Source organism: Actinomadura sp. 9N407 (assembly GCF_044326315.1).
GTDB lineage: Bacteria > Actinomycetota > Actinomycetes > Streptosporangiales > Streptosporangiaceae > Spirillospora.
On sequence record NZ_JBIRAW010000003.1, the window covers coordinates 1 to 23254 of the forward strand.

Consider the following 23254-nt stretch of genomic DNA (forward strand, 5'->3'; position numbering starts at 1 on the left):
TGCGCCTCCAGAACCACCCGCCCGGCGAACAACGCGATACCGGCCTCGCTGAGAGCCCCGAGTTCGCCATCGGAGAACAGATCGGGTGGGACACCGTCCGGTACGACCGTCATCGGCGCAGTTTAGAGGCTGATGCGCACCCCCGAAGATCCCAGACCCGACATCACACTCAATACCGCGATACCCGCGCAGACCACAGGCCTGACGGGAGCAGCCGTGCACCTCGGGCAGGCGGCGATGGCCGCCCCGCAGGACGCTGAACCGGCCGGACAAGGTGTACTGGCCGAGACGTTGAGAACTGCTCCACTCGGGCGGTCTCTGGTCCGGGAAAGGGCGATATCCCGGAACGATCACTCGTGGATCCTCGGGCCGCCGCGGCTTCAACGGGATGAGGGGGCACCGCGCGTCACAGTACGATTCCACCGTTATGCGTCGGGATGGAGGGGCGGGGGTTGGAGTGACCGAGGCCCGCGAGGACGGACCGGCGCGCGCCTGGCGGCCCGGTCGGGTGGTCGAGGGCCGGTACGAGGTCGTCCGCGAGCTTGGCCGGGGCGGGATGGGCGTGGTCTACCAGGTGCGGCACCGCGGATGGGGGTGCGACCTCGCGGTGAAGGTGCCCCGGCGGGAGATGTTCGGTGACGAGGCCGACCGCGAGCGGTTCTCGGCCGAGGCCGAGACGTGGGTCGGCCTGGGCCTCCACCCGAACGTGTGCGGGTGCCACTATGTCCGCACCATCGACGCGGTCCCGACGATCTTCGCCGAATACGTCTCCGGCGGGAGCCTTGACGGCCGCATCGCGGACGGGAGCCTCTACTCGGGCACCCCTCGGGACGTGCTCGCAAGGATCCTCGACCTCGCGGTGCAGATGGCCTGGGGGCTGGAACATGCTCATTCGATGGGCCTGGTGCACCGCGATGTGAAGCCCGCCAACGTCCTGCTGGACGACGGCTGGACGGCGAAGGTCACCGATTTCGGCCTGGCGGTGGCGCGTGACACCGGTGGCCGCGAGAGCCTTGAGCGGCCCGGTGTCAGCGTCCCGGTGCCCAACGGCGGCCTGATGACCCCTCAATTCTCCTCTCCGGAGCAGTTGGCGGGCAGCCTTCTGGGCCGGGCGACCGACATTTACAGCCTGGCGGCCACCATCGTGGCCATGTTCACCAGAGGTCCGGTCTGGCTGGTCGGGATCGCCGTCGGTGAGGCACTGGAGGATCACCGTGCCAACGCGACGGCAGATGCCCTGGAGATCCCCGACGATGTCGCCGAACTACTGCGGGCCTGTCTCCGCACCGCCCCTGGGGCGCGGCCCGGCTCCATGGCCGCCGTCGCCGGCTCGCTCCAGGAGAGCCATCTCCGGGTCACCGGCCGGGCCCATCCGAGACGCACCCCCACGGTCGCCGACCTGCGCGCGGACGACTTGAACAACCGTGCCCTCTCACTTCTCGACCTCGGCCGTCCAGGTGAGGCGGACCAGGCGCTCACGGCGGCGCTACGGGCGGACCCGCACCATCGCGGCGCGAACTTCAACAGCGGACTGCTGCGCTGGCGGCGCGGAGAGATCACCGACGAGGGCCTCCTCGTCCTGCTGGACCGCCTGGACCAGGAACTCGGCGACCCGGAGGAGGGAGTGCTCTCGCGCGCACTGGTGGAGATGGAACGCGGCGATCGGGCGGCCGCCCGCACCCTGTTGGAGGGCGTCGGCCCGGAGCGGGCGGACCACCAGGAGGCGCGGCATCTGCTGCGGGGAGGCGGGATCGTCCACGCGGACTGCGTCGGAACGCGGCCGGTGCCCTGGCGCACCCGTGGCCGGGCACCCGCCGGCTACGAGATCCGCATGTCCGCCGACTGGCGGCTGGCGCTCACTCCCGGCGAGGACCAGGGGGTCCGGTTCTGGGACGCAGCGGACGGACGGAAGTTGCGCACCCTGTACGGGCACGGTGACCGAGTGACCTCCGTCGACATGAGCGCCGACGGCCGGCGAGCGGTCTCGGCATCGTGGGACGGAACCGTCCGGCTCTGGGATCTCGCCTCGGGGGCCTGCCTGGCGATCGGCGAGGTCACCCCATGGACGCAGGGTCTGGGGGAGCGGAAGCGGCGGGAGGCCGAGGAAGCGGACAGACGCGAAGGGCGCATCGTCGACCGCACCTACGTCCCCTCGAATTCGCCCGATCTCAACAGCGCCTACTCCCCCGCCCGGCTCAGCGCCGACGGATCCGTGGTCGCCTGGGTCGAGGCGGACGGCCGGATCCAGGTCTGGGATTTCGACCGCGCCGGCCCGAGGATGACCATCGACGGGCACGACGGGGCCTCGCACCTCGAACTCAGCGCCACCGGCGACCGGGCTCTGACGTGTTTCGGCGGGAGGGATGACGGCGCTGTGCGGCTGTGGGACCTGGAAAGCGGCCGCACCGTGTGGGTGGTCGATGGCGGGGACTGCCGGTTCATGGCGTTCGGGCCGGGCGACCGTACCGTGATCACGGTCGACGGGAATCGCACGCTCCGCGTCTGGGAACCGGCGTCGGGCCGGATGCTGGGCAGCCTGACCCTGCCGGAGCGCCGGCACGTCGCGTCGGTCGCCTTGAGCGAGGACATGCGCGTCGCCCTGATCGGAGAGTGGGACGGGAACGTCTCGTACTGGGACCTGGCGAACGGCCGCTGTGTGCGCACCTTCAAGGGGCACCAGGAGCGGGTGAGCGCCGTTCAACTGGGGCCGGATGGCGCCTCCGCGAGGTCGGCGTCCCTTGACGGCACGGTACGAACATGGCGGCTGCCCGCGCGGTTCGAGGCCGCGCTGCGGGTGAGCCGCCCGCGCGGCCACGACGAGGTCGCCGGGCTCGAATTCCGGCTGGAATCCCTGTTGGCACAGGCGAAGGCGGCGATGGCCTCCGGTGCCTACGCCCGATCCCTGGGAGCGCTGAGGGAGGCCAGGGCGCTACCGGGCTGCGAACGGCTGCCGCGCGTCCTTGAAGCGTGGAAGGATCTGAGCTGTCGCACGGCCCGCGTCGGCATTCGCAGCACCTGGGTCACCTGGGGGCTTCCGCCCGGCAGTGGCATGGCCCTCGCCATCAGCCGAAATGGTCGCCTGGTGGCGTCCGCCGCCAAGGACGGGCAGATCAACATCTGGGAACTGTCCACGGGCGCCCAGGTCAGGTCGATCGAGTCCGGCCAACGCGGGGTCGGCGTCCTGCGCTTCAGCCGTGACGGTGCCCACCTCACCTCCATCGGGGCCGACGATGAGATCAAGGTCTGGGAGACCGAGACAGGCCGGTGCGTGAACGTCGTCCCTCTCCCCAGGGCGCATCGGCGGGTCCTCAGCGACGACGGGCGCCTGGCATTGGTGGCCCACGGGGTCGAGGGGACCATCAGGCTCTGGGATGCCTTCACCGGGGCGTGCCTGCATGTCATACCCGGACCGCATCCCGTCACCGGGCTCTGGACCGATGCTGAGAGCCGCCGGTTCCTGTCAGCCGGGAACGACGGCCACCGGGACCCGCATTCGCGAGAACCCGCGCTGGTCAGACTCTGGGACCTGACCGATGGCCGCTGCCTGCTCACCCTGCGGCCTGAATCGAAGGAAGTGAAGTCGGTGTGCATGACTCCCGACCGCTCGTTCATCCTGGCCGGCGGGGGCCCGGAGAGACCCTCCCAGCGCGACGGCGCCTGGCTGAGCCGGATCCACATGTGGGAGGCGTCGACGGGAGACCTCGTGCGGACCTTCGACCCCGTGCCGCAGGAGGCCTCCAGGCTCCAGGTCACCCCTGACGGGCGCTTCGCGATCTCGGCCGGTTGGAGACCCGAAGCCCACATCTGGGACATCGCCACGGGACGCTCCGTCCGCGTGCTGGACGGCCACAAGGGTGGGAGCGCACTCGCCATCAGTCCCGACGGCACGCTCGTGGTGACCTCCGACGGTGAGCATGAGGTCAGGGTCTGGGAACTCGACTGGGAGTTGGCGGCCCTCACGCCGGAGATCGAACCAAGCGCGGATCACCCGCGTCTGAAGTGATCGTGGACGGCCGCTTCCGGTTGCGGATGAGGATGTGATGGACGACGGGGAGAAGGGTGTCTATCTGGCCCTCCTGCTGGCTGAGCGTGAGGCCAAGGCCGGCGGTGCCGCCACCTTGGAGCCCGGGCACGTCCTGATGGGCTTGACCAGGCTGACCAGCCTCGACCAGGAGCTGCTGCGCGCATTCCCCTCGGCCCAGCAGACCGAGCTCACCGACGTGGGCCGGTTCATCCATGAAAGGTTCGCCAAAGCCGGGCTGGATCCGCAGATCCTCCGCCGGGCCCTGCGGCGTGCGCACAAGGTCCCGGGCACGCTCCCGCGGACTGCCAGGTCACCGCTCGACCCGCTCGTCCACGCCGCGATGAGGCGGGGCTGGCAGGAGGCGGACGGTCAGGAGATCGGGGTCGACGAGCTGCTCTACCAGATCGTGGCCGACCTGCCCGCGCGCTGCCGGAGCGTCTTCTCCGAACTCGGTGTGAAGGACCCGGTCGCCGTCCTCTACCCGAACGGCAGCCCCGTCCGGCTGAAAGGGCGGCCGCACCGAGGACCCGCCAAGGCCGCGACCAGAGCCGCGGACCCGCCTGTCGAACCGGAACCGAAGCCGGAACGGGAGCCGACACCCGATCCGAAGCCGGCGCCGCCGCCCGTCCCGACTCCGTACCTCGACAAGTACGGCCGCGACCTGACCCGGGCGGCACGCGACGGCAGGCTGCCCACGGTGATCGGGCGCCGTACGGAGCTGAAGATGCTGGCGCGGGTGCTGGTCAGGCAGCGCAAGCCCAACGCCGTCCTGGTGGGCCCCGCGGGCGTCGGAAAGACCGGGATCGTGGAGGCCCTCGCGAGCCATCTCACCACCGTCGGCACACCACCGGACCTGGCCGGCTCGCGCATCCTGGAGATCTCCATGTCCGCGCTGCTCGCGGGCGCGGAGTACCGGGGCGACTTCGAACGCCTGCTGCGGGGAGTGCTGAAGGAAGCACAGGCCGCCCCGGAAGTGATCCTCTTCATCGACGAACTGCACACCGTGCTGCGCGCGGGTGGCCGGGGTGCCGGCGACGCGGCCGACATCCTCAAACCCGCGCTGGCCCGCGGGGAGGTGCGCTGTATCGGCGCGACCACGGCCGAGGAGTACACCCGGTACATCGAGCAGGACGCCGCGCTGCAGCGGCGGTTCGAGGTCATCCGGGTCGAGGAGGCCACGCGCGACCAGGCCGTGACGATCCTGCGGGGACTTCTCGACGGATTCACCGAGCATCACGGCGTCCGGATCGAGAACGACGTCCCGCAGACCGCAGTCGACCTGTCCATCCGGCACCTGCCGGAATCACGGCTGCCGGACAAGGCCATCGACCTGGTGGACGGGGCCTGCGCGGCGGTGCGGATCCGCACGCTCAGCCCGGATGGGCCGGACGGGCCGACCGCCGACGCGGTCGTTCAGGCGGCGGACATCGTCGAGCTGGTGGCCGAGCGCGCCCGGATCCCGGTCGAACGCGTCACCGCCGACGAAGCGGCCCGGCTGCTGAAGATGGAGCAGCACCTGCGGCAGCGGGTGATCGGGCAGGACGATGCGGTACGGGAGGTCGCCGAGGCGGTGCGCGCCGCCAGGGCCGGCCTGGGCGACCCGCGCCGTCCGATCGGGGTGTTCCTGCTCGCCGGGCCGACCGGTACCGGGAAGACCGAGCTGGCCAAGGCGGTGGCGGAGTTCATGTTCGGGGACGACCGGCGGCTGGTCGCCATCGACATGTCCGAGTACCAGGACCGCTACACCGTGAGCCGGCTGCTCGGCGCGCCGCCTGGCTATGTCGGGCACGACCGGGAGGGCCAGCTCACCGGGCCGCTGCGGGAGCACCCGTACAGTGCCGTGCTGTTCGACGAGATCGAGAAGGCGCACCCGCAGGTCCTGGACATCCTGCTGCAGATCTGCGACGAGGGCCGGCTGACCGACGCGCGCGGCCGCCGCGTCGGCTTCACCGAGACCGTGATCTTCCTGACCACCAACCTGGCCGACCCCGCCGCCGAGCTCCGCCCGGAACTGGTCGGCCGGCTCAGCGGAGTGATCGACTTCCGTCCGCTGGACGCCGCCGCACTCGGCTCGATCGTGGACAAGCTGATCGACCGGGTCCGGGCCCGGGGCGCGTCCGTGCGGCTGACCGACGCGGCACGGCAGCTGCTGGTGTTCCTCGCCCTGGACGCCCCGTCCGGGGTGCGGACGGTCGAGCAGGCGATCGAGCGGCAGATCGTCCGGCCGCTCAGCGGCGCGCTGCTCGCCGGGCTCTTCCAGGATGGCGAGCCGGTCGTGGTCGACGCCCGCAGAGGCGAACTGGTACTGCGTGAAGCGGAGGAGGCGTCCTGATGACGGCGGCGGTGACCCTGACGCTGGTGCCCGGCGCGCAGGACGGGGCCGCCGAGCCCGTCGAGTACGTGTTCACCGAGCGCACCACCTGCGTGATCGGCCGCGCGGCCGACTGCGAGCCGCGGCTGCGCGGCGACCAGCGGGTATCCCGGCACCACTGCCTGCTCGACATCAACCCGCCGCAGGCGCGGATCCGCGACTTCGGCAGCCTGAACGGCACCCACGTCAACGGCCGGAAGATCGGCCAGCGGGCCGAGGGCCAGACGCCCGAGGAGGGCGCGCGCCTGTCCTTCCCCGAGCACGATCTGGCCGACGGCGACGAGATCGAGATCGGCGAGACCGCGCTGCGGGTCTCCATCCAGGCTCCGCGGACCAACGTCCTGGCCCACTGCGCCCGGTGCGGCGAGCAGGCCGAGGGCGGCGGCGACCTCTGCCAGGGCTGCCGGGAGGAGGATCCGGCGGCGGTGGTCGAGCTGCTGCTGAAGCGGGCCGACAGCGGCGCGGACGGCCTGGATCCGATCACCGGCTTCACCCTGCTGCGCGAGCTGGGCCGGGGCGGCATGGGGGTGGTCCACCTCGCCCGGCACGAGGCGACCGGCCGGGAGGTGGCGCTGAAACTGATGTTGCCGAAGGCCGCGGCCAACGAGACCTCCCGCCGCCGTTTCCTGCACGAGGTGGCGCTGAACCGGGTGCTGCGGCACCCGCACATCACCGAGCTCTACGACGCCGGGTTCGGCGGCGGCGCCTTCTACTTCACGATCGAGTACTGCCGCGGCGGAAGCCTCGACAAGCGCCGCAGGCTTCCCGTGGACGAGGCGGTGTCGCTCATCCGCCAGGTGCTGGAGGGGCTGGAGCACGCCCACGACAACGGCGTCGTGCACCGGGACCTGAGCCCGTCCAACATCCTGCTCGACGACACCGGAACGGCCAAGGTCAGCGACTTCGGCCTGGCGAAGGCGTTCGACGCGAACGGCCTGAGCGGGCTGACCCGGACCGGCGCGACCGCCGGCAAGCCGTACTTCATCCCGCGGCAGCAGGTGGTGAACTTCCGCGACGCCACCCCCGCCGTGGACGTCTGGGCGGCCGCGGCCTGCCTGTACGTCATGCTGACCGGCCGCCCGCCGCGCAGGTTCCCGGCCGGCAAGGACCCGTGGCTGCAGATCCTGCAGAGCGAGCCGGTACCGATCCGCGAGCGCGCGCAGCGCCTGCCGTCCGGACTGGCCGAGGTCATCGGCCATGCTCTCACCGAACGCCCGCAGATCGGCTTCCAGACCGCACGCGAACTGCGCCAGGCCCTGGAGCCGTACTGACCCGCGGGAACCGCGTCGTCACCCCGCCTGGCCGGACTCGCCCGGCTCGTGGCCGAGCGCCGTGCCGCCGAGGACCTGCGCGGCACCTACCGCTACACCGAGATCGTGAAGGGCCGCCGTCGTGGTTGGGCGGCTCGGCCCGCCGTGGCCTCCACCTACGACCAGGGCACCCTGGGCTGAACACGCGAGGCCCGCGCCGTGCGACGCGGGCCTCGGTGTTTCAGCGTGCGGGGTCAGACCCGCTTGGACGGATCCCCACCGCCGCCTCCGCCGGAGGGCGGGTCGGCGTCGAGCTTGTTGAGCTTGCCGTGCCCGGGATCGGGTGCGGGGCCGGCGCCGCTGGGCGGCCCGCCGCTGCCGGGCGCGGCATTGCCGGACGGAGCACCGCCACCGTTGGGTACGGGGGCCGAGGGCGCCCCACCACTGGACGTGCCGCCGGACGAACCGTCGCCCGGGGAGCCGCTGTCGTTGTGCGAGTCGTAACTTCCGTTGTCCCTGTTGGATTGCCGCTTCCTGGTCTGCGACTCGCGACCGCTGTTGCCGTAGTCCGGGTCGACGGTGTTGGAACTGGTGCCCTGCCGGCCGTAGGTCTTGGGTTCGTCGTCGTCGAGGTGGCTGCCCACCTTGCCCTTGGTGACCTTGCCCGCCTTGATCCGCGACCGCGGCTCGTCCTCGTCCTCGTCCTCGTCGCGATCCTGCTTCGGGTCGGTCCTGGGAGCCGGAGCCGGTTCCGCGGTCCGGTCGCGCAGCAGCAGGTCCAGGTTCCTGCCCTCTTGGCCGGCCCGGTACTGGTAGAGCGCGTACCGGTCGTTGGGGTTCATCCCGATATCCGGCTCGGGCCAGTGGAGATCCATGAGATATTTTCTCAACTCGGGGTTGAAGTAGTCGTTGAGGAACTCCTTGTCATCAATTCCGAGGAAGTCCCTGACGTCCCGGCTAAGCCGCCCTGACCAGTCCATACCTTCGAATTCCTCGTACTCCGCGAGGTACCGGCCGGCGGCTGTCTTGTCGTGCGTCAGCCGATCGGCCAGCCAGGCCATGTGCTCGGCGAGCATTCGCCTGTAGACGATGTCCAGGCCCTGGACGGCGACGTCCGTGGCGATGTTGCCCTTGCTGAGGGGACCGCGGCGCCCCGGCGCCGACCCCGGCACGTTGTCGGGCGTGAACCTGGGCTGCTGAGGGATGACCGAAGGCCGCCTCGTCGACCAGGTGCCGTCCGGCGGCTCCGCCCCCGGCGCGGTGGGCGGCCTCCCGAGCCCGAAGCCGGGATCGGGGAACGGCGCACGCCCTGGACCGATCTGGGCGACCGGCGGACGGCCGGGCCCCTGCTGTCCGGCGGGCGGACGCTCCGCCGCCCCACCGGACGGCCCCGGCCGCACAGGCGGAGGCCCGCTCGGCCTGGCCGGCCCTGGCGCTGCCCCACCTGTCCCCCGGCCGCCCGAGCCGTTGGCCTGCCCGCCCCAGCCTCCGTTCGGGCCCCGCCCGCTGGGCGCGAGCCCGGCGCGGCCGGGAGCGCTGCGCGCGTCACCCCGGTACCCGGTCCGGCTGTCCGGCGCGTCACCGGTGCGGTTGGGCACGCCGCCCGCGCTGCCGCGCCATCCGTCCGCCGCCGAGCCGCTCGGTCTGGCGCCGGTACGACCGGGGGCGGAACGTGCATCGCCGCGCCAGCCGTACCTGGTCCGGTCGGTCGGAGAGGTGCCGTTACGTCCGGTCGCGGGGGCGGTGCCGCGGGCAACGCCGCGCCATCCGTCGTCGGCGAAGGGCTGCCGGACGTTGCCGGCTCGCGGAACCGCCGAGACGGGACGATGCGGGTTCGCCGGGGTAGGGGCACCGAGCCGGGGCCAGGCGCCGCGGCCGCCGCCGGGGACCGGCCCGCCCCGGGCGGAGCCGAGCCCGCCTCGGCGTCCCTCACCGGCCCGCCACCCGTAGCCCCGCGACCACGAGGACCTGTCGAGCTTCTCCGCCTTGTCGACGGCCTTGAGGACGTTCACATTGGCCTGGGTCAGGCGGGCGTTCGCCGCCCTGCGTGCGGCAGGGGTGCCGGCGCGATTCACCGCCGTCTGCGCGGCCTCCAGTCGTGCCCAGGCCCTGGGCAGTGCCGTCCTGATCAGGGCAATGTGCGCTCGGCGCGCCTGATCCAGGGCACGGTTGGCCGCGACCAGCTCTCGCTGCGCCATCTGCCTGGCCCAGGGACTCTTGTCCTGCGCTTGGTTCACCTGCTGCCGGGCGCTGACGACACGAGTCTCGGCGCGCGCCACGTCGGTCTTCCAGCCCGTTTCCGTCATGCTCTTGTAGAGCTCCCCGGACGCCGCGGCGACCCTCGCGCCGTTTCCGACGTTGGGGTTGATCGTGAAGGCACGCAGCGCCGATTCCAGGCCGGCGGCCTTGTCACCGGCCACGAAGACCGGGTTCGACGCCACCCGGAGCTGGAGCGAGTACCACCACTGCTGCATCGGGCCGATCGTTCTCGGCCCGCGGCTCAGCGGCGGGGGTGGGGGCAAGGCCGGCCGGCGCCCGATCGGGGGGGACCGGCGCGGCGCCGGCTCTCGACCGACCGGCTCGGTGCCCGGTGCCAGGGGGCCGGGGTTCCGCGGCGCGCCGGACGGCCGGTCGTCGCCGCTGCCGGAGCCGGACGGGGTCGTCCGCCCCGGCCCAGGGGCCACGGGCACGCCGGCGATCGGGGGGAAGGCCGGGGGCATCGGGGTGCTTGGAGCCAGGGGACGACGCACGGGAGGCACCAGAGGCACGGGACCGTCGGGCCTGTCGTCATCCCCTGACCCCTTAGGCTCGGCGCGTTCGGGCGCGGGCCGTTCGGGGGCGGGCCGTCGGGGCCGCGTTGGATCCTGGGATCGCGGCGCCGGACGGCTCTTCGGCGTCGAACGGGACTTAGGCGGGGAGGAGCCGCGCTCCGGTGACCGGCTGCGCGGCACGGTCGGCTGCTCGGCCCGCGGCTGGGACGGCGGCTTCAGGTTCTCAGGAATCCAGTGATGCGGGTCGCAGTACTCCGCCGGGAACCAGGGTTGTTCCTGGCAGCCGGGCTTCGGGGCCGCATTCGCGTCCCCGGCGGTGAACGTCTCATAGACCAAGCCGCCGAATACGGCGAAAGACAGGCCCCCCACGGAGGTGAGACCCACTCGGACGAGTCTGATCATGGCGACCACAGTAAGACACCAGTGTCTATTTGAGAATTACCATCGGACGCCCTTTCTCCCGATGCCTCTGGGGCCGATGAGGGCCGCGCCCGGCCGTCGCCTCGTATTGATGCTGCCCGCAGCCCTGGAGCACCGCCGAACAGCACGGCGGGGACCATCCCCGCACCGTCAAGTGTTCGAGCGCCGTTAACGACCGCGTCACCACCCGACGGCGTGCCGCCGGAACGGGTAGCGATCACACATGCTCGGACGGCCATGCAGCCACACCCAGGCCAACCCGTCCCCAGGGCGTGTACCTCGGCAGGCCGGTGTGAGTTACAGAAGGTCTCGAACTCACGGAGCGCTTGAAGGATGTGCCGCTGATCACTCGGCGGCCGGGATGGCCAGAATCACCGTATGTCCGCAGCGTCGACGAGGAAGAAGGCGATCGGCGCTGTGGCGATGTCCGGGCAGAACTTGCCGGGGCTGCTGGTTGATGTGGGCGTCCGCAGCGCGGAGCAGGTCGGCGGATGGCCCGCGGGAGTGCTGCACGGTCGGCCATTGCCGGCTGCCGCGCCGGCGCTGGAAGGCGCGGCCGACATGTTTGTGCGCCTGGATGACGAGCCCGAAATACTCCCCTCAGGTTCCCGTCAAGGCGTCCGTGGGCGCCAGGCGGGCCACCCGGACCGCCGGATACTGGCCCGCGATGGCGATTGGTCTACCTGTGGATAACCCGCCTTTTGGCTCGGTACGGGTACATCTCAGGGCATGGGCAAGCACGCTCTGATGGGCAAGGAAGCGGCCGCCCGGATCCAATCCGCGGCCGCGCGTGATCGCTGAAGTGATTCACCGCAGGAGGGCGGCGGCCCGGCGGGGACCGGCTCGGAGCGGCCGGACGCCCCGACGGCCCGTCGACGTCCAACGCCGCGAGCGGCGCCCTTGCAGCAAAGCCACATAGTCGGTGGTCCTGGCCGGGGCCAAGCGGGTCGGGCATCGGCGACGACGCGTGCCGCTCGCCGACGTACCCACGATCGTGGGGAGAATGAAGATGAAAAGTATTCATATTGCGGAGGCGGTGACGGCCGTCGTACTCATCGCGGGCGGCACAGGGGCGTGCGGGGCAGACGAACCGGCCACACCGCCCCAGCCGTCTCAGTCCCCCGTGGAGAGCCCGCCCAAGCCGCGGGAGCCGTCGCACGTGGAAAGCAGCCCTGCGACACCGGACAAGCCGAAGCCGCAGGAGCCGTCTCAGTCGCCTGATCGTGAATCGCAAGACACCGACACCGACAACCGGCCGCTTCCGGAAGAGTGCAAGCATCCGCCGGGCGGGAGTGTGCGGCAGGGCTGCATCGAGGAGTTCGGGCCCGATGGCGTGGGCACGGTCCAGCCGGTCCCGCCGGAGCGGGATCGCAACGACAACGGCATCGACGACTCTGTGGAGGAGCCGGAGCCCGAGCCGCCCCAGGACTCGGAGACCGAGCCGACTCAGGACGAAGAGCAGGTGCCATCAACGGAAGAACAGATCGAGCAGTGCACCGAGCAGACCGGCTCGCCGGAAGCCTGCCGGGAAAAGATCGATTCTTGAGTGGCTGCACCGTTGAAAGCGGTCGCATCAGCCCATTGACCACGCCCACCGACGGCCATGTTGGCTCATTGTTGGCTCGGCGGCATTGGCACGGGCTGGCAGCGCCCGGTATGACCTGGCACCGGAATGGGGCTGGACGTGGACAGATCTTTTAAGCCGTAGGTTGCGGGTTCGGGTCCCACGCGACTCACCACGCCTGACCGGTCCCAGCAGGCCTCGACGGCCCGTGAACGGTCATGCCCGGGGTCGGCCTGAGACCCTCTGGGGCCGGCCCCATCGCACAGACCAATCTCCCAGACCCGGCGTCGGCCCAGCCCCTGATGGCGGCAAGTCCAGCAAGCGGATGCTGAGTTATGGCGGGTTTGGTCTGGTGATCCTGCTCTGGGCGTCGGCGATCAGGTTCGCGGCGTGCGGGCCGGCGGCGTAGCGGGCCGCGTCGAGGGTGTCGGTGACTGCGGCGAGGGGGTCGGGGTTGGTGGCGCGGTGCAGGGCCAGCCAGAGCCAGCGGTGTTCGCCGTCGCTGAGCTGGGAGCGGCGGGCGCGCAGGTGGGCGTCCGGGGTCAGGGTGCGTGCGGTCAGGCTGGCGGCTATGTCGGGGTCTTCGGCGATCCCCGCGTAGCGGGCCGCCTCGGCGGCGATCCACCAGGCCAGGTCACGCAACGTGGGTTCGGGCAGCCCGGTCAGCACGTCGGCGGCGGGCCCGAGCGGGTTGTCGGGCTGTGGTCGGTGCGGGTGCAGCGTGGGCAGGTCCGGCACGATTCGGAATGCGATGTCGGCGGCCTCGATGCGGGCCAGGTCTTCGGCGGTGATGCCGTGGCCGGTGAAGCGCTGCACCGCGACCAGACCCATCATGGACTTGCGGCGGTGATGGTCGGCGAAGTCGAGGCCGGTGAGGGTCTCGGCGATCTGTGGTGGCGCTTCGAGCCCGCCGTAAGGTTCCTCCGATAGGAGGATTTCACCGTGCTCGGCGAACGACAGCCGGGTCAGCGCATTGACGTTCCAGTACATGCTGGCGGCCCGTCCGTCGGTGGAGGCCCTGGTCAGGACGGACGCACTCGAGCCCTGAAAGCCGTTGTACTCGACGGCGAGTACGGCGCCGCCGACGTCCAGCACCGCGACCCAGGGATCGATCGACCGTCGCTGCATCACATCCTCGCTGATGGCTCGCAGCGATTCGGGCCGGGCCGGGTCCGCGCCGAAGGCGCGCAGCACGTCCGCGACGTCTGCCCCGGTCACCACCGTGACCGTCGCGGCCACCGACAAGGCGCTGTCGCGCACCCATCGGTAGGTGGCTTCGGGTAGGGCGGGCCGCGCCGGCTCCGGCTCGCCGCGCAGCCGGTGTCCGAGCCGGTCCATGCGGGCGTGCACGATCTCGGGCGCGACGGGCGCCTGCCACACCACCAGCTCGTATCGCTCGGGCGCGGCGGGATCGTCCCGGCCACGAGCGTGCACCCGCAGCCGGTAGTCGCCCGGCCAGGGCGGGGCGACCCTGCGCAGATGCGACTCACCCGCCCAGGGCGGGGTGTCGCCGCGCAACTGCGGCTCGCCTGCCTGGGGTCCGACCACGGAGGCTCCGCCGGCATTCGCCCGCCAGCTGACCTCGACGATCTCCTCCCAGCCGGTCGCGACGTCCGGCGGTGGCCCGTCCAGGACGGTCAGCACGATCTGGACGTGTCCGGTCTCGACGCCGGTACGGATCACCGCACCACCCGAGGCGACCGCGACCAGCCCGTTGCCGCTGAAGTCGGCCTCGGGGACCTCATGCCCCTCCATCAGCCCGAACCGGTGCCCCCACACCAGCGCCGACCCGGAGGTGTGGCGGGGCAGCACGTACTCCGCCCGGGTCTTGGCGAGTAACGCGGCATCGTAGGCCGGGGGCATCGGGGCGTCGCGTAACAGCAGTACCGCGGTGCCGATCGCGACGCCGAGCACCGCAGGCGGCTCGGTGGCCCAGGGGTGGACGCCCACCCGGCGCAGGACGCCGGCCGAGGTGGCCACAGCCAGCGCAAGATGTGCTGCGCCGTGCGCCGCAGCGACATCCTGTTCTTCGATGAACTCAGGCCCCACTGCCAGGAGGGCGGCGACGCGCGGGTGGGTGGCCAGTCGGCGGGCCAGCGCGGCGACCAGCGGCACCGCGCCCGGGCGGATCTGGTTCAGCATGCCGACCCCGCTGACCGCCTCGCTGGTCCCGTCCACGCTGATGAAACCGACGTTGCCGGTGAGCGGCTCGCCCAGTAAAGAGCTCAGGTCTGGGACGTCGGCAAGGTCCAGCTCCGGCACGGTCAGCTCCAACGCGCCGAGCAGGCGTTCGGTCAGCAACGGCAGCAGCGAGCCGAGCGCGTCCCGCACCGGCGAATCGCCTGTCCTGCCCGAGCGGGAGTGAGCCACTGGATGTCGCCTGCCGCCACGGATCGGCCACGTGCCGTCCGCCATCGCCCGCAGCCGTCCGAGCTCGGCCGCCGGCGCCTTCGGAACGCGGGCGATGGCCAGCGGCATCGCCCCGGCGATCGGCCCGGCCAACTCCGCCAGTAACGTGTTGGGAACCTCCACCACAGCACCCCAGGTGAATCGCATGGACAAGACGACGGAACCGTAGCCGTCCCCTACGACAGTCCCGGCTATACCGAATGCTTGATGCGTCACTGATCAGAATCGGTGGATGTCGATGTCTGTCGGCGGCGCTGCAAAACTCACAGCGTCGCCAACAGGCCACCTGCGGATGGCATGGGTGTTCATATGGCGCGTCGTATGGGCCATGTGGTCGTGGCGGTAATCTGCTGTGGGGTTGCTGGGCAACTCACTTCACCGACACAGAATCCAAACTTTCAGGCGATGTTGAACCGGTTAGCGACGGTCAGGCACATTCCCCCGATTCGCAGGCGGGCAGCGTGCAGTCGGGCGTCTCAGGTCCGGTAGCGAATACGAATCCATGCCGCGGGTAGTGGCAAGCCCATGGCCCGTGTTGGCTCGTTGTTGGCTCGGCAGCATTGATACGGGCTGGCGCATTGCGACATCGCCTGGCACTAAAATGGGGCTGGACGTGGACAGAATGGTATCCGGCAGCACCAAAAATGCCGCGCTTGCACAACCGTTCTAGACTTTTAATCCGCAGGGTGTCGAGCACCACCGGAAAGATCGTCTCTCGCCGAGAGAGCTGCCAACAGTCCGAGACTCCATGTCCAGCATGCCCGGTTGTGCGGCGCGAGCGCGTCCTCGCTCCGGCGGCAGACGAGTGAGCGCTGGCGGACTGGTCCAGACTCCATCGACACAAGTTGTCGGCCATCCTGGGCCGCTGGAAAGCAGAGATGCCCCCTCGCCAGAGGGAGCCGCGGGGAGCCAATCGGGGAGCCATCGTGATCAGACCCAGTCGGCCTCACCGCGACTCCCCCAGTACGTTTGCCCAGGTGAGAGGCTCCCCGTTCGACTCACCTCGACCTAGATCGACTGCTCTGCCGTGGCTGGGGGTCAAGGGGTCGTGGGTTCAAATCCCGCCGTCCCGACAGAGTACGTGCAGGTCAGAAGGGCTTCGGAGATCACTCCGGAGCCCTTTTTTCAATCGTGAAAGTCGTTGAGGAGCCAAACGGGGAGCCACCGTCACGCGACCTACGCGGACTCTTGGGCCCTTCCCTGCGTCGTGGGCTCGGTCCCGCCCTCGCCGAACACCGCGTTGATCGCCGCGGCGCCCCTGGTGATCACCGGCTTGAGCTGGTGCCGGTAGACCTCCTCGGTGACCGCCGTGGACGAGTGCCCGCACAGATCGGCGATGTTCTCGATGGGCACGCCGCTGTCACTCATGATCGACACGAACGAGTGACGCAGCTCGCGGGGAGACCAGGTCTCCCCGAGCCCCGCCTTCTGAGTGATGAGCCGGAACGCCCGCCGCACGTTGGCGGCGTCCAGCGGTGTCCCGATCGGTGAGCAGAAGACGAGGTTGGTGCTCTGCCAGGCGTTGGCCGCCTTGAGCCGCTGCGCAGCCTGGCGCTTGTGATGCTGGCGGAGGGCCTGAGCCGCACGCCGGGGCAGTTCCAGCGTGCGGCGCGACTTCTCCGTCTTGGTGTCGCCGTGCGCCCGTACCGACCGCCAGACGTAGACGGCGAACCTCTCGTGATCGAAGCCGGCCTCGGTCACCGGCCGCCACACGTTCTGGGCTTCCACCCACGCGACCACGTGATCCCACCGGAGCGCACGAGCCTCCTCGGTACGGACACCGGTCATGAGGCTGAGCACGACGTAGGCGTTCAGCCGTGACGACCCGGCCGTCTGCAGTACGGCCGCCGCCTGGTCGAAGGTGAGCGCCTTGCTCGGGCGCCCGCTCCTGCCTATGGGCGTCTTCACCAGTTCGGCGACGTTCCGCACGACCATGTCCCGCGCCTGCGCCTGCCGGATCGCCCGTTTGAGGATGCCGTGAACCAGTCGCAGCGTCCGGGTGGACAGTTTGCCGGTGAGCCCATCGAGCCACTCGTCGACATCGTCGACGCCCACTGCCCAGTGATGGTGTTTGCCGACGTCGATGCCGATCCAGATGCGTTGATGCGGTCCGCTCATCCAAAGCCTCGCCTGAGGTGGTCCACCATGGCCGGTGATCCGTGAGCACCCCGCCGTCACAGCCTTAGTTTAGAGCGTGTCTCATGTGGTGGTGGAAGAAGCTCGCCACGTAACGCTCCCGCGCAGGAAGGTCTCAAGCTGTTCGGCGAAGCCCGGTGCGGCGGCGACGAAGTGACCAGCGCCCGGATGCACGCTGCGCTCGCCGCCGAGCGCAACCGCCAGAGCGTCGCAGATCCGCTCGAGCGCGGCCGCATGGTCTCCGGAGGCCACGAGCACTGGGACGCCGGCGTCACCGATCGCGTCGAGGTGTGGGCGCGCCTCGCTGGTCACCCGACCACCGTGCGCCCGCCGAACGCCGGCGACCACGTCCTCGGGGAGCGGGCCGTCGCCGATGGGTGCCCCCGCGACCTGGAGGAACTCGCGCAGCTCGGTCGGGTCCATGTCCATCCCGTGGGTGAGGACCGCATCGCCGATGCGCTCGAGTCGCGCCACCTCGGGATCGTCAGGGACAAGGTAGTTCAGCGGCGGCTCGATCAGGGTGAGCGAGCGCACGCTGCCCGGCGCGGCAGCGGCCGCGATCAACGTCCCCAGGACGCCGTAAGAGTGGGCGACAACGTGCGGGCGGCCCACGAGCAGCGGCGCCAGATCCCGGGCATCCACCTCGAAGTCCTGGCACTCCTGCGGTGGTGGACTCGGCGGAAAACCACGGCGATGGACATATGCCAACGTCCACCGAGCGGCCAGCGGAGCCAAAGCGCCCCACGTCGTTCGCGGGCCGGCACCACCATGCACAAGCAGGATCTCCGGCCCAGAGCCATCGCGCACCACGACGATCTCGCTCACGAGGTGAGGGTAACGGCCCGCGAGGAGGCTGAGTGCAGAAATTAGCGGTAGCCCGTTGAGTACTCAGGTTTCTCTCGAACGTGACCTCGTCTCCGGATTGGGGACAGACTTTCTGGACGTAGGTTTCTGGATGGTGTTCGCGCTGGTCGTTAGAGTGTCCAGAAAAGTAGATGTTTCCGGACGACTGCGCCGTTGGAGAGCGGGCGGGCGGCGGCGCAGGACAGCGCGCCCCTCAATCGAACCGGGATGTAGGTCGCTACCGGCTGTGCTGCCGCCTATTTGATCTTGATTTCTATGAGCACCGAGCGTGCTGTCCCCGCATTGAGTGAGGCTGTCAGGATCTTCCACGGCAAGAAGGGCGAGCTGTACAGCGGTACTACAAGGGCATGGAAGACCAGCTCGGCGCCCTCGGCCTGGTCCTCAACTGCATCACCCTCTGGAACACCTTCTACATCGACGCCGCACTCGGACAGCTCAAAGACCAGGGCTATCCCGTCCAAGACGAAGACGTCGCACGGCTGTCGCCCTTCGTCCGCCGTCACATCAACGTCAACGGCACCTACTCCTTCAGCCGACCCGACCTCGGGCCAACCGGCATACGCCCGCTGAGAAGCCCCGACCAGCACGATGATGACGAAGATCTATAGGTGCGACGGATACCAGGTCGGGCCCTGAGCAGGACGGGGGCATGCCCGGCGCCACAGCTACCCTCGCTCTGGCATTTGGAAGGGGCACCGATGATGTCGTGGAAGAACGATCCGGTCTACCTGGCGATCGTTCAGGCGTTCGTAGATGGCGACCCGGAGGCACAGGCGGGTGGCCCGCTTGACGTCCGAGCGGTCGTGGCGACACTTTCCCGCGAGGTCAAGGACGCGTTCGCCTACGACCAGGTCCCCTGGGATCGCTTCCCCCGCGGCGCCGAAACCCGGAACGACGTGGCGGGCCTGCGTTCTGACAACGCTGACGTGGTGCGTGAGTCGCTGTGCGGCGTGAACGGGGAATTGGCCAACAGCACCTGGTCGGTGGCGGCGATGGCCGCGCCGTTCCTTCTGCGCGTCGCAGCCGACCCGCACGGCCACTGCCGCGCCTACGCACTGGAGCTGGCGGCGGGCATCGTCCAGTGGACGCCGGGACCGGGCCGATGCACCCGTGAGGAGCTGCTGCGCCTGTCCGACGGCCAGTGGCGGTACGAACCCAGCAGTTACTTGGGGAACTGGGGGATCCAAGCCGCACGCGACGTGGTCGCCGCCGACCTCGATCTCGTCACAGCGCTGCTCGACGATCTCGATCCTCAGCTGCGCGCCGCAGCCGCATACGCGGCAGTCGTGGCATCCGAACGCATTGACGAGGTCCGCAGTGCTCTGCACGCACGCCTGCGCGTTGAGGCCGACTCGGTGGTGTGCGCCGGCTTGGTGCTCGCGCTTGCGCAACTGGCGTTTGTGCATCCCGATTCCGACTCGGAGTGCCCAGCGTGGACTCAGACCTTGTGGTCCGATCCTGCGACGCCTGCGGTGGTGCGGGTCAGTGCGGCGCTGGGATGGCTGTGCCTGACCGATATTCCTGTCCCGGGGGACCTGCTCGACGCGCTCGACGCGTGCGCAACCGACGAGACAGCCCGCCTTATGGCACCGCTGCCGTTGATGCGCGCCATCGACTACACGAGTGACACGGCCCTCCACCGTTGCACGCTCGGCCTGCTTCACCCTGACGACGCCGAACCGGTGCTGGATGATCCCTGGGCGTCGCCTTCAAAGCTCACCTGAGCGATTTTTCTTCCGGGCCGGCTGGCACGGTCGGCCGAAGGCAGTTTCTCAGGGTGTTGAGAATCGTTCGATTCTCAACACCCCCGGCCGACCACGCCCGCGGAACTGACCCACCTCGAAAATCTGTCGAAAAAGCGCGTTGCAGGATCATGGTGTTCAACAAGTTCGGCACAGCCCTTTCTCCTACACTTTTCGGCATGAGCGCCCCGCCTGGCCCCGGACTGGCCCTCGCGATCACCGGCGACCAGCTCGCGGCCGAACCGGCGGTCCTCACCGGAGCGCTCGTCGGCTACGCCCGAGTCTCGACCAAGGATCAGCGGCTCGACCGGCAGACCATCGCGCTGCAGGCTGCATCCGGATCTTCGCCGACAAGAAGTCCGGAAAGAACGTCGAACGCGAAGAGCTCTGGAAGGCGATCGACTACATGCGGCCCGGAGACACGCTCGTCGTCCCGAGCCTCGACCGGCTCGCCCGCTCCCTCTCCGACCTCATCGCCATCGTCGCCGACCTCCGCAAACGCGGCATCGGCTTCCGATCGCTGAAGGAAGCGCTCGACACCACCACCGCCGGCGGCCGCCTCGTCTTCCACGTCTTCGCCGCCCTGGCGGAATTCATCCGCGAACTCATCATCGAGGGCACCAACGAGGGCCTGGCCGCCGCCAAGGCCCGCGGCGCCCGCCTCGGCAGACCGCCCGCGATGACCCCCGAGCAGATCCGACACGCCCGCGCCCTGGTCACCCAGCCCGACGCGACCATCGCCTCCATCGCTCGGCTCCTGGGCGTCAGCCGCTCCACCATCTACAAGTACATCCCCGAGCTCAAGATCAGCTCACCGCAGCAGATCGAGACCGACGTACCCCAACCGCGTCCCGAGATCGACGAGAGCCGGCAAGCACACCGCTGACCTGCACAGATTCCCCCGCGAGAGACATCGGAACGAAAAGTCACGCTAAGGAGCTCAACCCAACGCTCTTAGCGGGACTTTTCGTTCCGATGTTCGTCGACCCCCGACCAGACGCCGGTCGGCACCCCGACCTGGGACCCGCTGGCGCCCGATGAGGCCATGGAGGCCCGGGGCTCGGGTGTCGCGAATCCGCATCAGCTGCAATTGACGGCGCGATCAGGATGAAAGGTGGCTGTGTGTAGCCGCTGTAACTGACCGTGATGATGTGGAACGGCCCGGGGCAAGTCGGCGGTGTTCTCCCGAACGTGCCCCAGGCGGTCCCCCCAGGTCCGCAGGGGGCCGGCCGGTCCCCCCTGCTCTGTCCCCGTCGTCGTCTTCCTCGCCGCGCCAGGGCAGCGCCTTCTTGGACGGGCGCTTGGGAGCCCCGACTTCTCCTCCTAGGCTCAGCCCAGCGTCGTACTGTCAGGGAGGCCGAAGCGGGCGAACAGGCGCAGGTCGTGCTACGTGATCACGAGATCGCTGAAGCCGAGCACCGCATCCTCAATCCGTTCACCGAAGAGAAGCTTCTGCTGCTGGGCCAGGTGAGCCTGATCGGGCCCGGTGACAGGGTTCTCGATCGGCGTGTGGCAAGGGCGAGATGCTGTGCCGCTGGGCCCAGGTGTTCGGTTCCACCGGCCACGGGGTCGACCTGAGCGAGGTGTTCCTGGCTGCCGCACACCTGCGAGTCCAGGAGCTGAACGTCGCCGACCGGGTGAGGTTCGCGCATGGCGACGCCGGTCGGTATCACGCTCCCAGGGCCTTCGAATTGGTCGCCTGCATCGGCGCGACCTGGATCGGCGGCGGGCTGACCGGGACGATCGACCTGATGCGTGCCGCGGTGGCCTCCGACGGCCTGCTGTTGATCGGGGAGCCGTACTGGATCGACGAGGCGCCTGATGGCGCCTACAAGGCGCTGATCGTTATCGGGGGTAGTTGATTGAACTGGCAGGTCAGCGGTTTGGGGATCGGTCCGCCATGTAAGGCAAGTAGATGATTCGCGTTTTGAGGAGGCCCGCGAGGAGGCTGAGTGCAGAAATTGGCGGTAGCCCGTCGAGCTCTCGGTCTTCTCCTAAATAGCTGGGCTGGGCGCCGGGCGGGTGTCCACCGAACCGGTGCCGGCGGTGAAGCTGGCAGCGCCGGCACCGGTACGGGACGGCGTCCAAAAGCCCCGACGCTACGGGATCTGGAGGAGCGGCGGCAGACCGCGGCGCTGCGGGCCACCGTCCGGCATCTGGAGACCACGTCGATCGACGACGTGCTGGACCCCTACGTTCACCTCATCTACGGGCCGTGGCAGACCGGCGGCCACCGCTCCGTTGCCTACACAAAGATGCCCGCCACCAGCACCATGCCGAGCGCGACGAACGAGAGGATCGATTGCGCCACGGTGTAGACCTGGAATGTTCCGCGTGTGGTCAATCCGAGCAGGGTCTTGAACATCCAGAATGTGTTGTCGCTGACATTGCCGCCGAAGCTGGCTCCCGCTGCTGCGGCGAAGGCGATGAGTACCGCTGGTGTGCCCAGGTCGGCTACGGCTGGGGCGATCAGGGCTGCGGCGGTGATGGCGGCTACGGAGCCGGAACCCTGCGCCAGTCGGAGCAGTGCGCCGACCGCCCAGGTCAGCAGGAGCGGGAAGGACGCGTTGGCGGAGAAGAGCCCTTCGACGATGTCGGCGACACCGATTTCCACGAGGACTTGACCGAGCGAGCCGGCCACGCCTGTGAAGAGCAGGATGACGCCGCTGGCGCTTGCGCCGTGGGAGATGACTTCTTCCACTCCGGCGCGACCGAGGGTCGGCACCGCCAGGACGATCGCCAGGATGAGCCCGATCAGCAGTGCGACGACGGGGTTGCCGAGGAAGACTACGAGACCTGTGCTTGCCCCGGCCGCTGCTGTGATCGTGTTGACCACGATCAGGATCACGGGGACCAGCACCGGCAGCAGCATGAGAGCCAGCGGCTTTTGCGACGTGGTCGCCGTGGCGGTGGTGCCGGTCCCTGTGCTCAGGGACGGACCTGCGCCGCTGGCGGTGCCGGGGTGGTCGTCATGGTGGCCGGACGCACCAACGATCTCACCGCTGTTCTCGTCGTAGTCGGCCAGCGGGTCCACGTCTTTCTCAGGGTTCCAGGTTCGTCCCATGAGCATGGTGTGCAGGGAGATGCTGATCACGATCGCGGCTGCGCCGAACGGGATGCCCCAGAGCAGCATGGTTCCCAGCGCGATGTCGAGCGATCCGGCGACGGCTAGGGCCGCCGCCCCGGGAAGCACCATCAGCAGAGCCACTTCGAGGCCGATGGCGAGGGAGCCGGCAAGGGGGGCGACGCTTCGGCCTGTGCGCACGGCGATGGACCGGGCTATGGGCGCCATCATCACGAGTGCGACGTCGAAGTAGATCGATGGGAAGACGATGCCGGATGCCAGCCCAAGGGCTTGTGGTGATCGCTTGGCGCCGACGAGCCGCAGGAGTACATGAACGACGCGTTGCAGGGTGCCTGTCGCCGAGAGCAGTGAGCCGATGAGCACACCGAAGCCGATGATCAGGCCCACCTCGGCCATCAGGGCGCCGAAGCCCTTAGTGATCGCGGTGGGTGTGTCCTTGAAGCCGAGACCAGAGGCCAGGCCGAGGTAAAGCGCTCCGACCACCAGGGCGATCACCGGATTGATTCGCGCCCAGACGACCATTGCCACGATCCCGCCGATCGTGATCCCTGTGTGGATGAGGACTGGCCAGTTCTCCATTGTGTTCTCCCACAGCTACAGCGCCCGATCGGCGGGCCG

12 protein-coding genes and 2 pseudogenes are annotated in these 23254 nt (G+C 69.6%); 9 read left to right on the plus strand and 5 right to left on the minus strand.

Annotation, left to right across the window (positions count from 1 at the left end; all coding sequences use genetic code 11):
* Positions 1 to 457 precede the first annotated feature (457 nt).
* Genes ACH34Q_RS05465 through ACH34Q_RS05480 form a run of 4 tightly spaced genes read left to right on the plus strand, consistent with a single transcriptional unit; the run spans position 458 to position 7846 of the window.
* A complete protein-coding gene (locus tag ACH34Q_RS05465; protein WP_395981640.1) occupies positions 458 to 4003 on the plus strand; it encodes a WD40 repeat domain-containing serine/threonine protein kinase in 3546 nt (1181 codons plus the stop codon).
* Positions 4004 to 4040: 37 nt separating this feature from the next.
* Positions 4041 to 6356: an AAA family ATPase gene (locus ACH34Q_RS05470; protein ID WP_395981641.1), complete on the plus strand. Its 2316-nt coding sequence runs from the start codon at positions 4041 to 4043 to the stop codon at positions 6354 to 6356.
* A complete protein-coding gene (locus tag ACH34Q_RS05475) occupies positions 6356 to 7666 on the plus strand; it encodes a protein kinase (RefSeq protein WP_395981642.1) in 1311 nt (436 codons plus the stop codon). Before ACH34Q_RS05470 ends, ACH34Q_RS05475 begins: the two co-directional genes overlap by 1 nt.
* A gap of 48 nt (positions 7667 to 7714) precedes the next feature.
* Positions 7715 to 7846, plus strand: coding sequence for a hypothetical protein (locus tag ACH34Q_RS05480; protein ID WP_395981643.1), 132 nt, complete (start codon positions 7715 to 7717; stop codon positions 7844 to 7846).
* Positions 7847 to 7899: 53 nt separating this feature from the next.
* Here ACH34Q_RS05480 and ACH34Q_RS05485 read toward each other — a convergent pair whose 3' ends face one another.
* Positions 7900 to 10119 (minus strand): hypothetical protein, encoded by a 2220-nt coding sequence (locus ACH34Q_RS05485; RefSeq protein ID WP_395981644.1) that lies wholly within the window; start codon positions 10117 to 10119, stop codon positions 7900 to 7902.
* Between the two features lie 1720 nt (positions 10120 to 11839).
* On the opposite strand from ACH34Q_RS05485, the gene ACH34Q_RS05490 reads away from it, so the two are divergent.
* Complete coding sequence (locus tag ACH34Q_RS05490; RefSeq protein ID WP_395981645.1) at positions 11840 to 12382, plus strand: hypothetical protein; 543 nt, start codon at positions 11840 to 11842, stop codon at positions 12380 to 12382.
* A gap of 351 nt (positions 12383 to 12733) precedes the next feature.
* On the opposite strand, the gene ACH34Q_RS05495 is transcribed toward ACH34Q_RS05490, so the two are convergent.
* From ACH34Q_RS05495 to ACH34Q_RS05505, 3 genes are all read right to left on the minus strand, one after another.
* On the minus strand, positions 12734 to 14932 hold the full coding sequence (locus tag ACH34Q_RS05495) for a DUF6461 domain-containing protein (protein WP_395981646.1): 2199 nt from the start codon (positions 14930 to 14932) through the stop codon (positions 12734 to 12736).
* 1053 nt (positions 14933 to 15985) lie between these two features.
* Positions 15986 to 16927, minus strand: coding sequence for a tyrosine recombinase XerC (gene xerC, locus ACH34Q_RS05500; protein WP_395981647.1), 942 nt, complete (start codon positions 16925 to 16927; stop codon positions 15986 to 15988).
* Positions 16928 to 17008: 81 nt separating this feature from the next.
* Positions 17009 to 17770 carry an alpha/beta fold hydrolase gene (locus ACH34Q_RS05505; RefSeq protein WP_395981648.1) on the minus strand — a complete coding sequence of 254 codons (762 nt, stop codon included), beginning with the start codon at positions 17768 to 17770 and terminating at the stop codon, positions 17009 to 17011.
* 324 nt (positions 17771 to 18094) lie between these two features.
* Here ACH34Q_RS05505 and ACH34Q_RS05510 point away from each other — a divergent pair.
* From ACH34Q_RS05510 to ACH34Q_RS05525, 4 genes and pseudogenes are all read left to right on the plus strand, one after another.
* Positions 18095 to 18417: pseudogene (locus tag ACH34Q_RS05510) on the plus strand (Tn3 family transposase); the annotation flags it as partial.
* Positions 18418 to 18507: 90 nt separating this feature from the next.
* The gene (locus ACH34Q_RS05515; protein ID WP_395981649.1) at positions 18508 to 19533 is read left to right on the plus strand and encodes a hypothetical protein; all 1026 of its coding nucleotides are present in this window, start codon (positions 18508 to 18510) and stop codon (positions 19531 to 19533) included.
* Between the two features lie 139 nt (positions 19534 to 19672).
* Positions 19673 to 20437 carry a recombinase family protein gene (locus ACH34Q_RS05520; protein WP_395981650.1) on the plus strand — a complete coding sequence of 255 codons (765 nt, stop codon included), beginning with the start codon at positions 19673 to 19675 and terminating at the stop codon, positions 20435 to 20437.
* Between the two features lie 631 nt (positions 20438 to 21068).
* Positions 21069 to 21413: pseudogene (locus ACH34Q_RS05525) on the plus strand (SAM-dependent methyltransferase); the annotation flags it as partial.
* A gap of 383 nt (positions 21414 to 21796) precedes the next feature.
* Here ACH34Q_RS05525 and ACH34Q_RS05530 read toward each other — a convergent pair.
* A complete protein-coding gene (locus ACH34Q_RS05530) occupies positions 21797 to 23215 on the minus strand; it encodes a GntP family permease (protein ID WP_395981651.1) in 1419 nt (472 codons plus the stop codon).
* Between the last annotated feature and the right edge of the window lie 39 nt (positions 23216 to 23254).

Coding starts and splice junctions, on each gene's coding strand:
- ACH34Q_RS05515 (WP_395981649.1), top strand. CDS start 18,508: ATGATGTCGTGGAAGAACGATCCGGTCTACCTGGCGATCGTTCAGGCG.
- ACH34Q_RS05475 (WP_395981642.1), top strand. CDS start 6,356: ATGACGGCGGCGGTGACCCTGACGCTGGTGCCCGGCGCGCAGGACGGG.
- xerC (WP_395981647.1), bottom strand. CDS start 16,927: ATGAGCGGACCGCATCAACGCATCTGGATCGGCATCGACGTCGGCAAA.
- ACH34Q_RS05530 (WP_395981651.1), bottom strand. CDS start 23,215: ATGGAGAACTGGCCAGTCCTCATCCACACAGGGATCACGATCGGCGGG.
- ACH34Q_RS05490 (WP_395981645.1), top strand. CDS start 11,840: ATGAAGATGAAAAGTATTCATATTGCGGAGGCGGTGACGGCCGTCGTA.
- ACH34Q_RS05485 (WP_395981644.1), bottom strand. CDS start 10,119: ATGCAGCAGTGGTGGTACTCGCTCCAGCTCCGGGTGGCGTCGAACCCG.
- ACH34Q_RS05470 (WP_395981641.1), top strand. CDS start 4,041: ATGGACGACGGGGAGAAGGGTGTCTATCTGGCCCTCCTGCTGGCTGAG.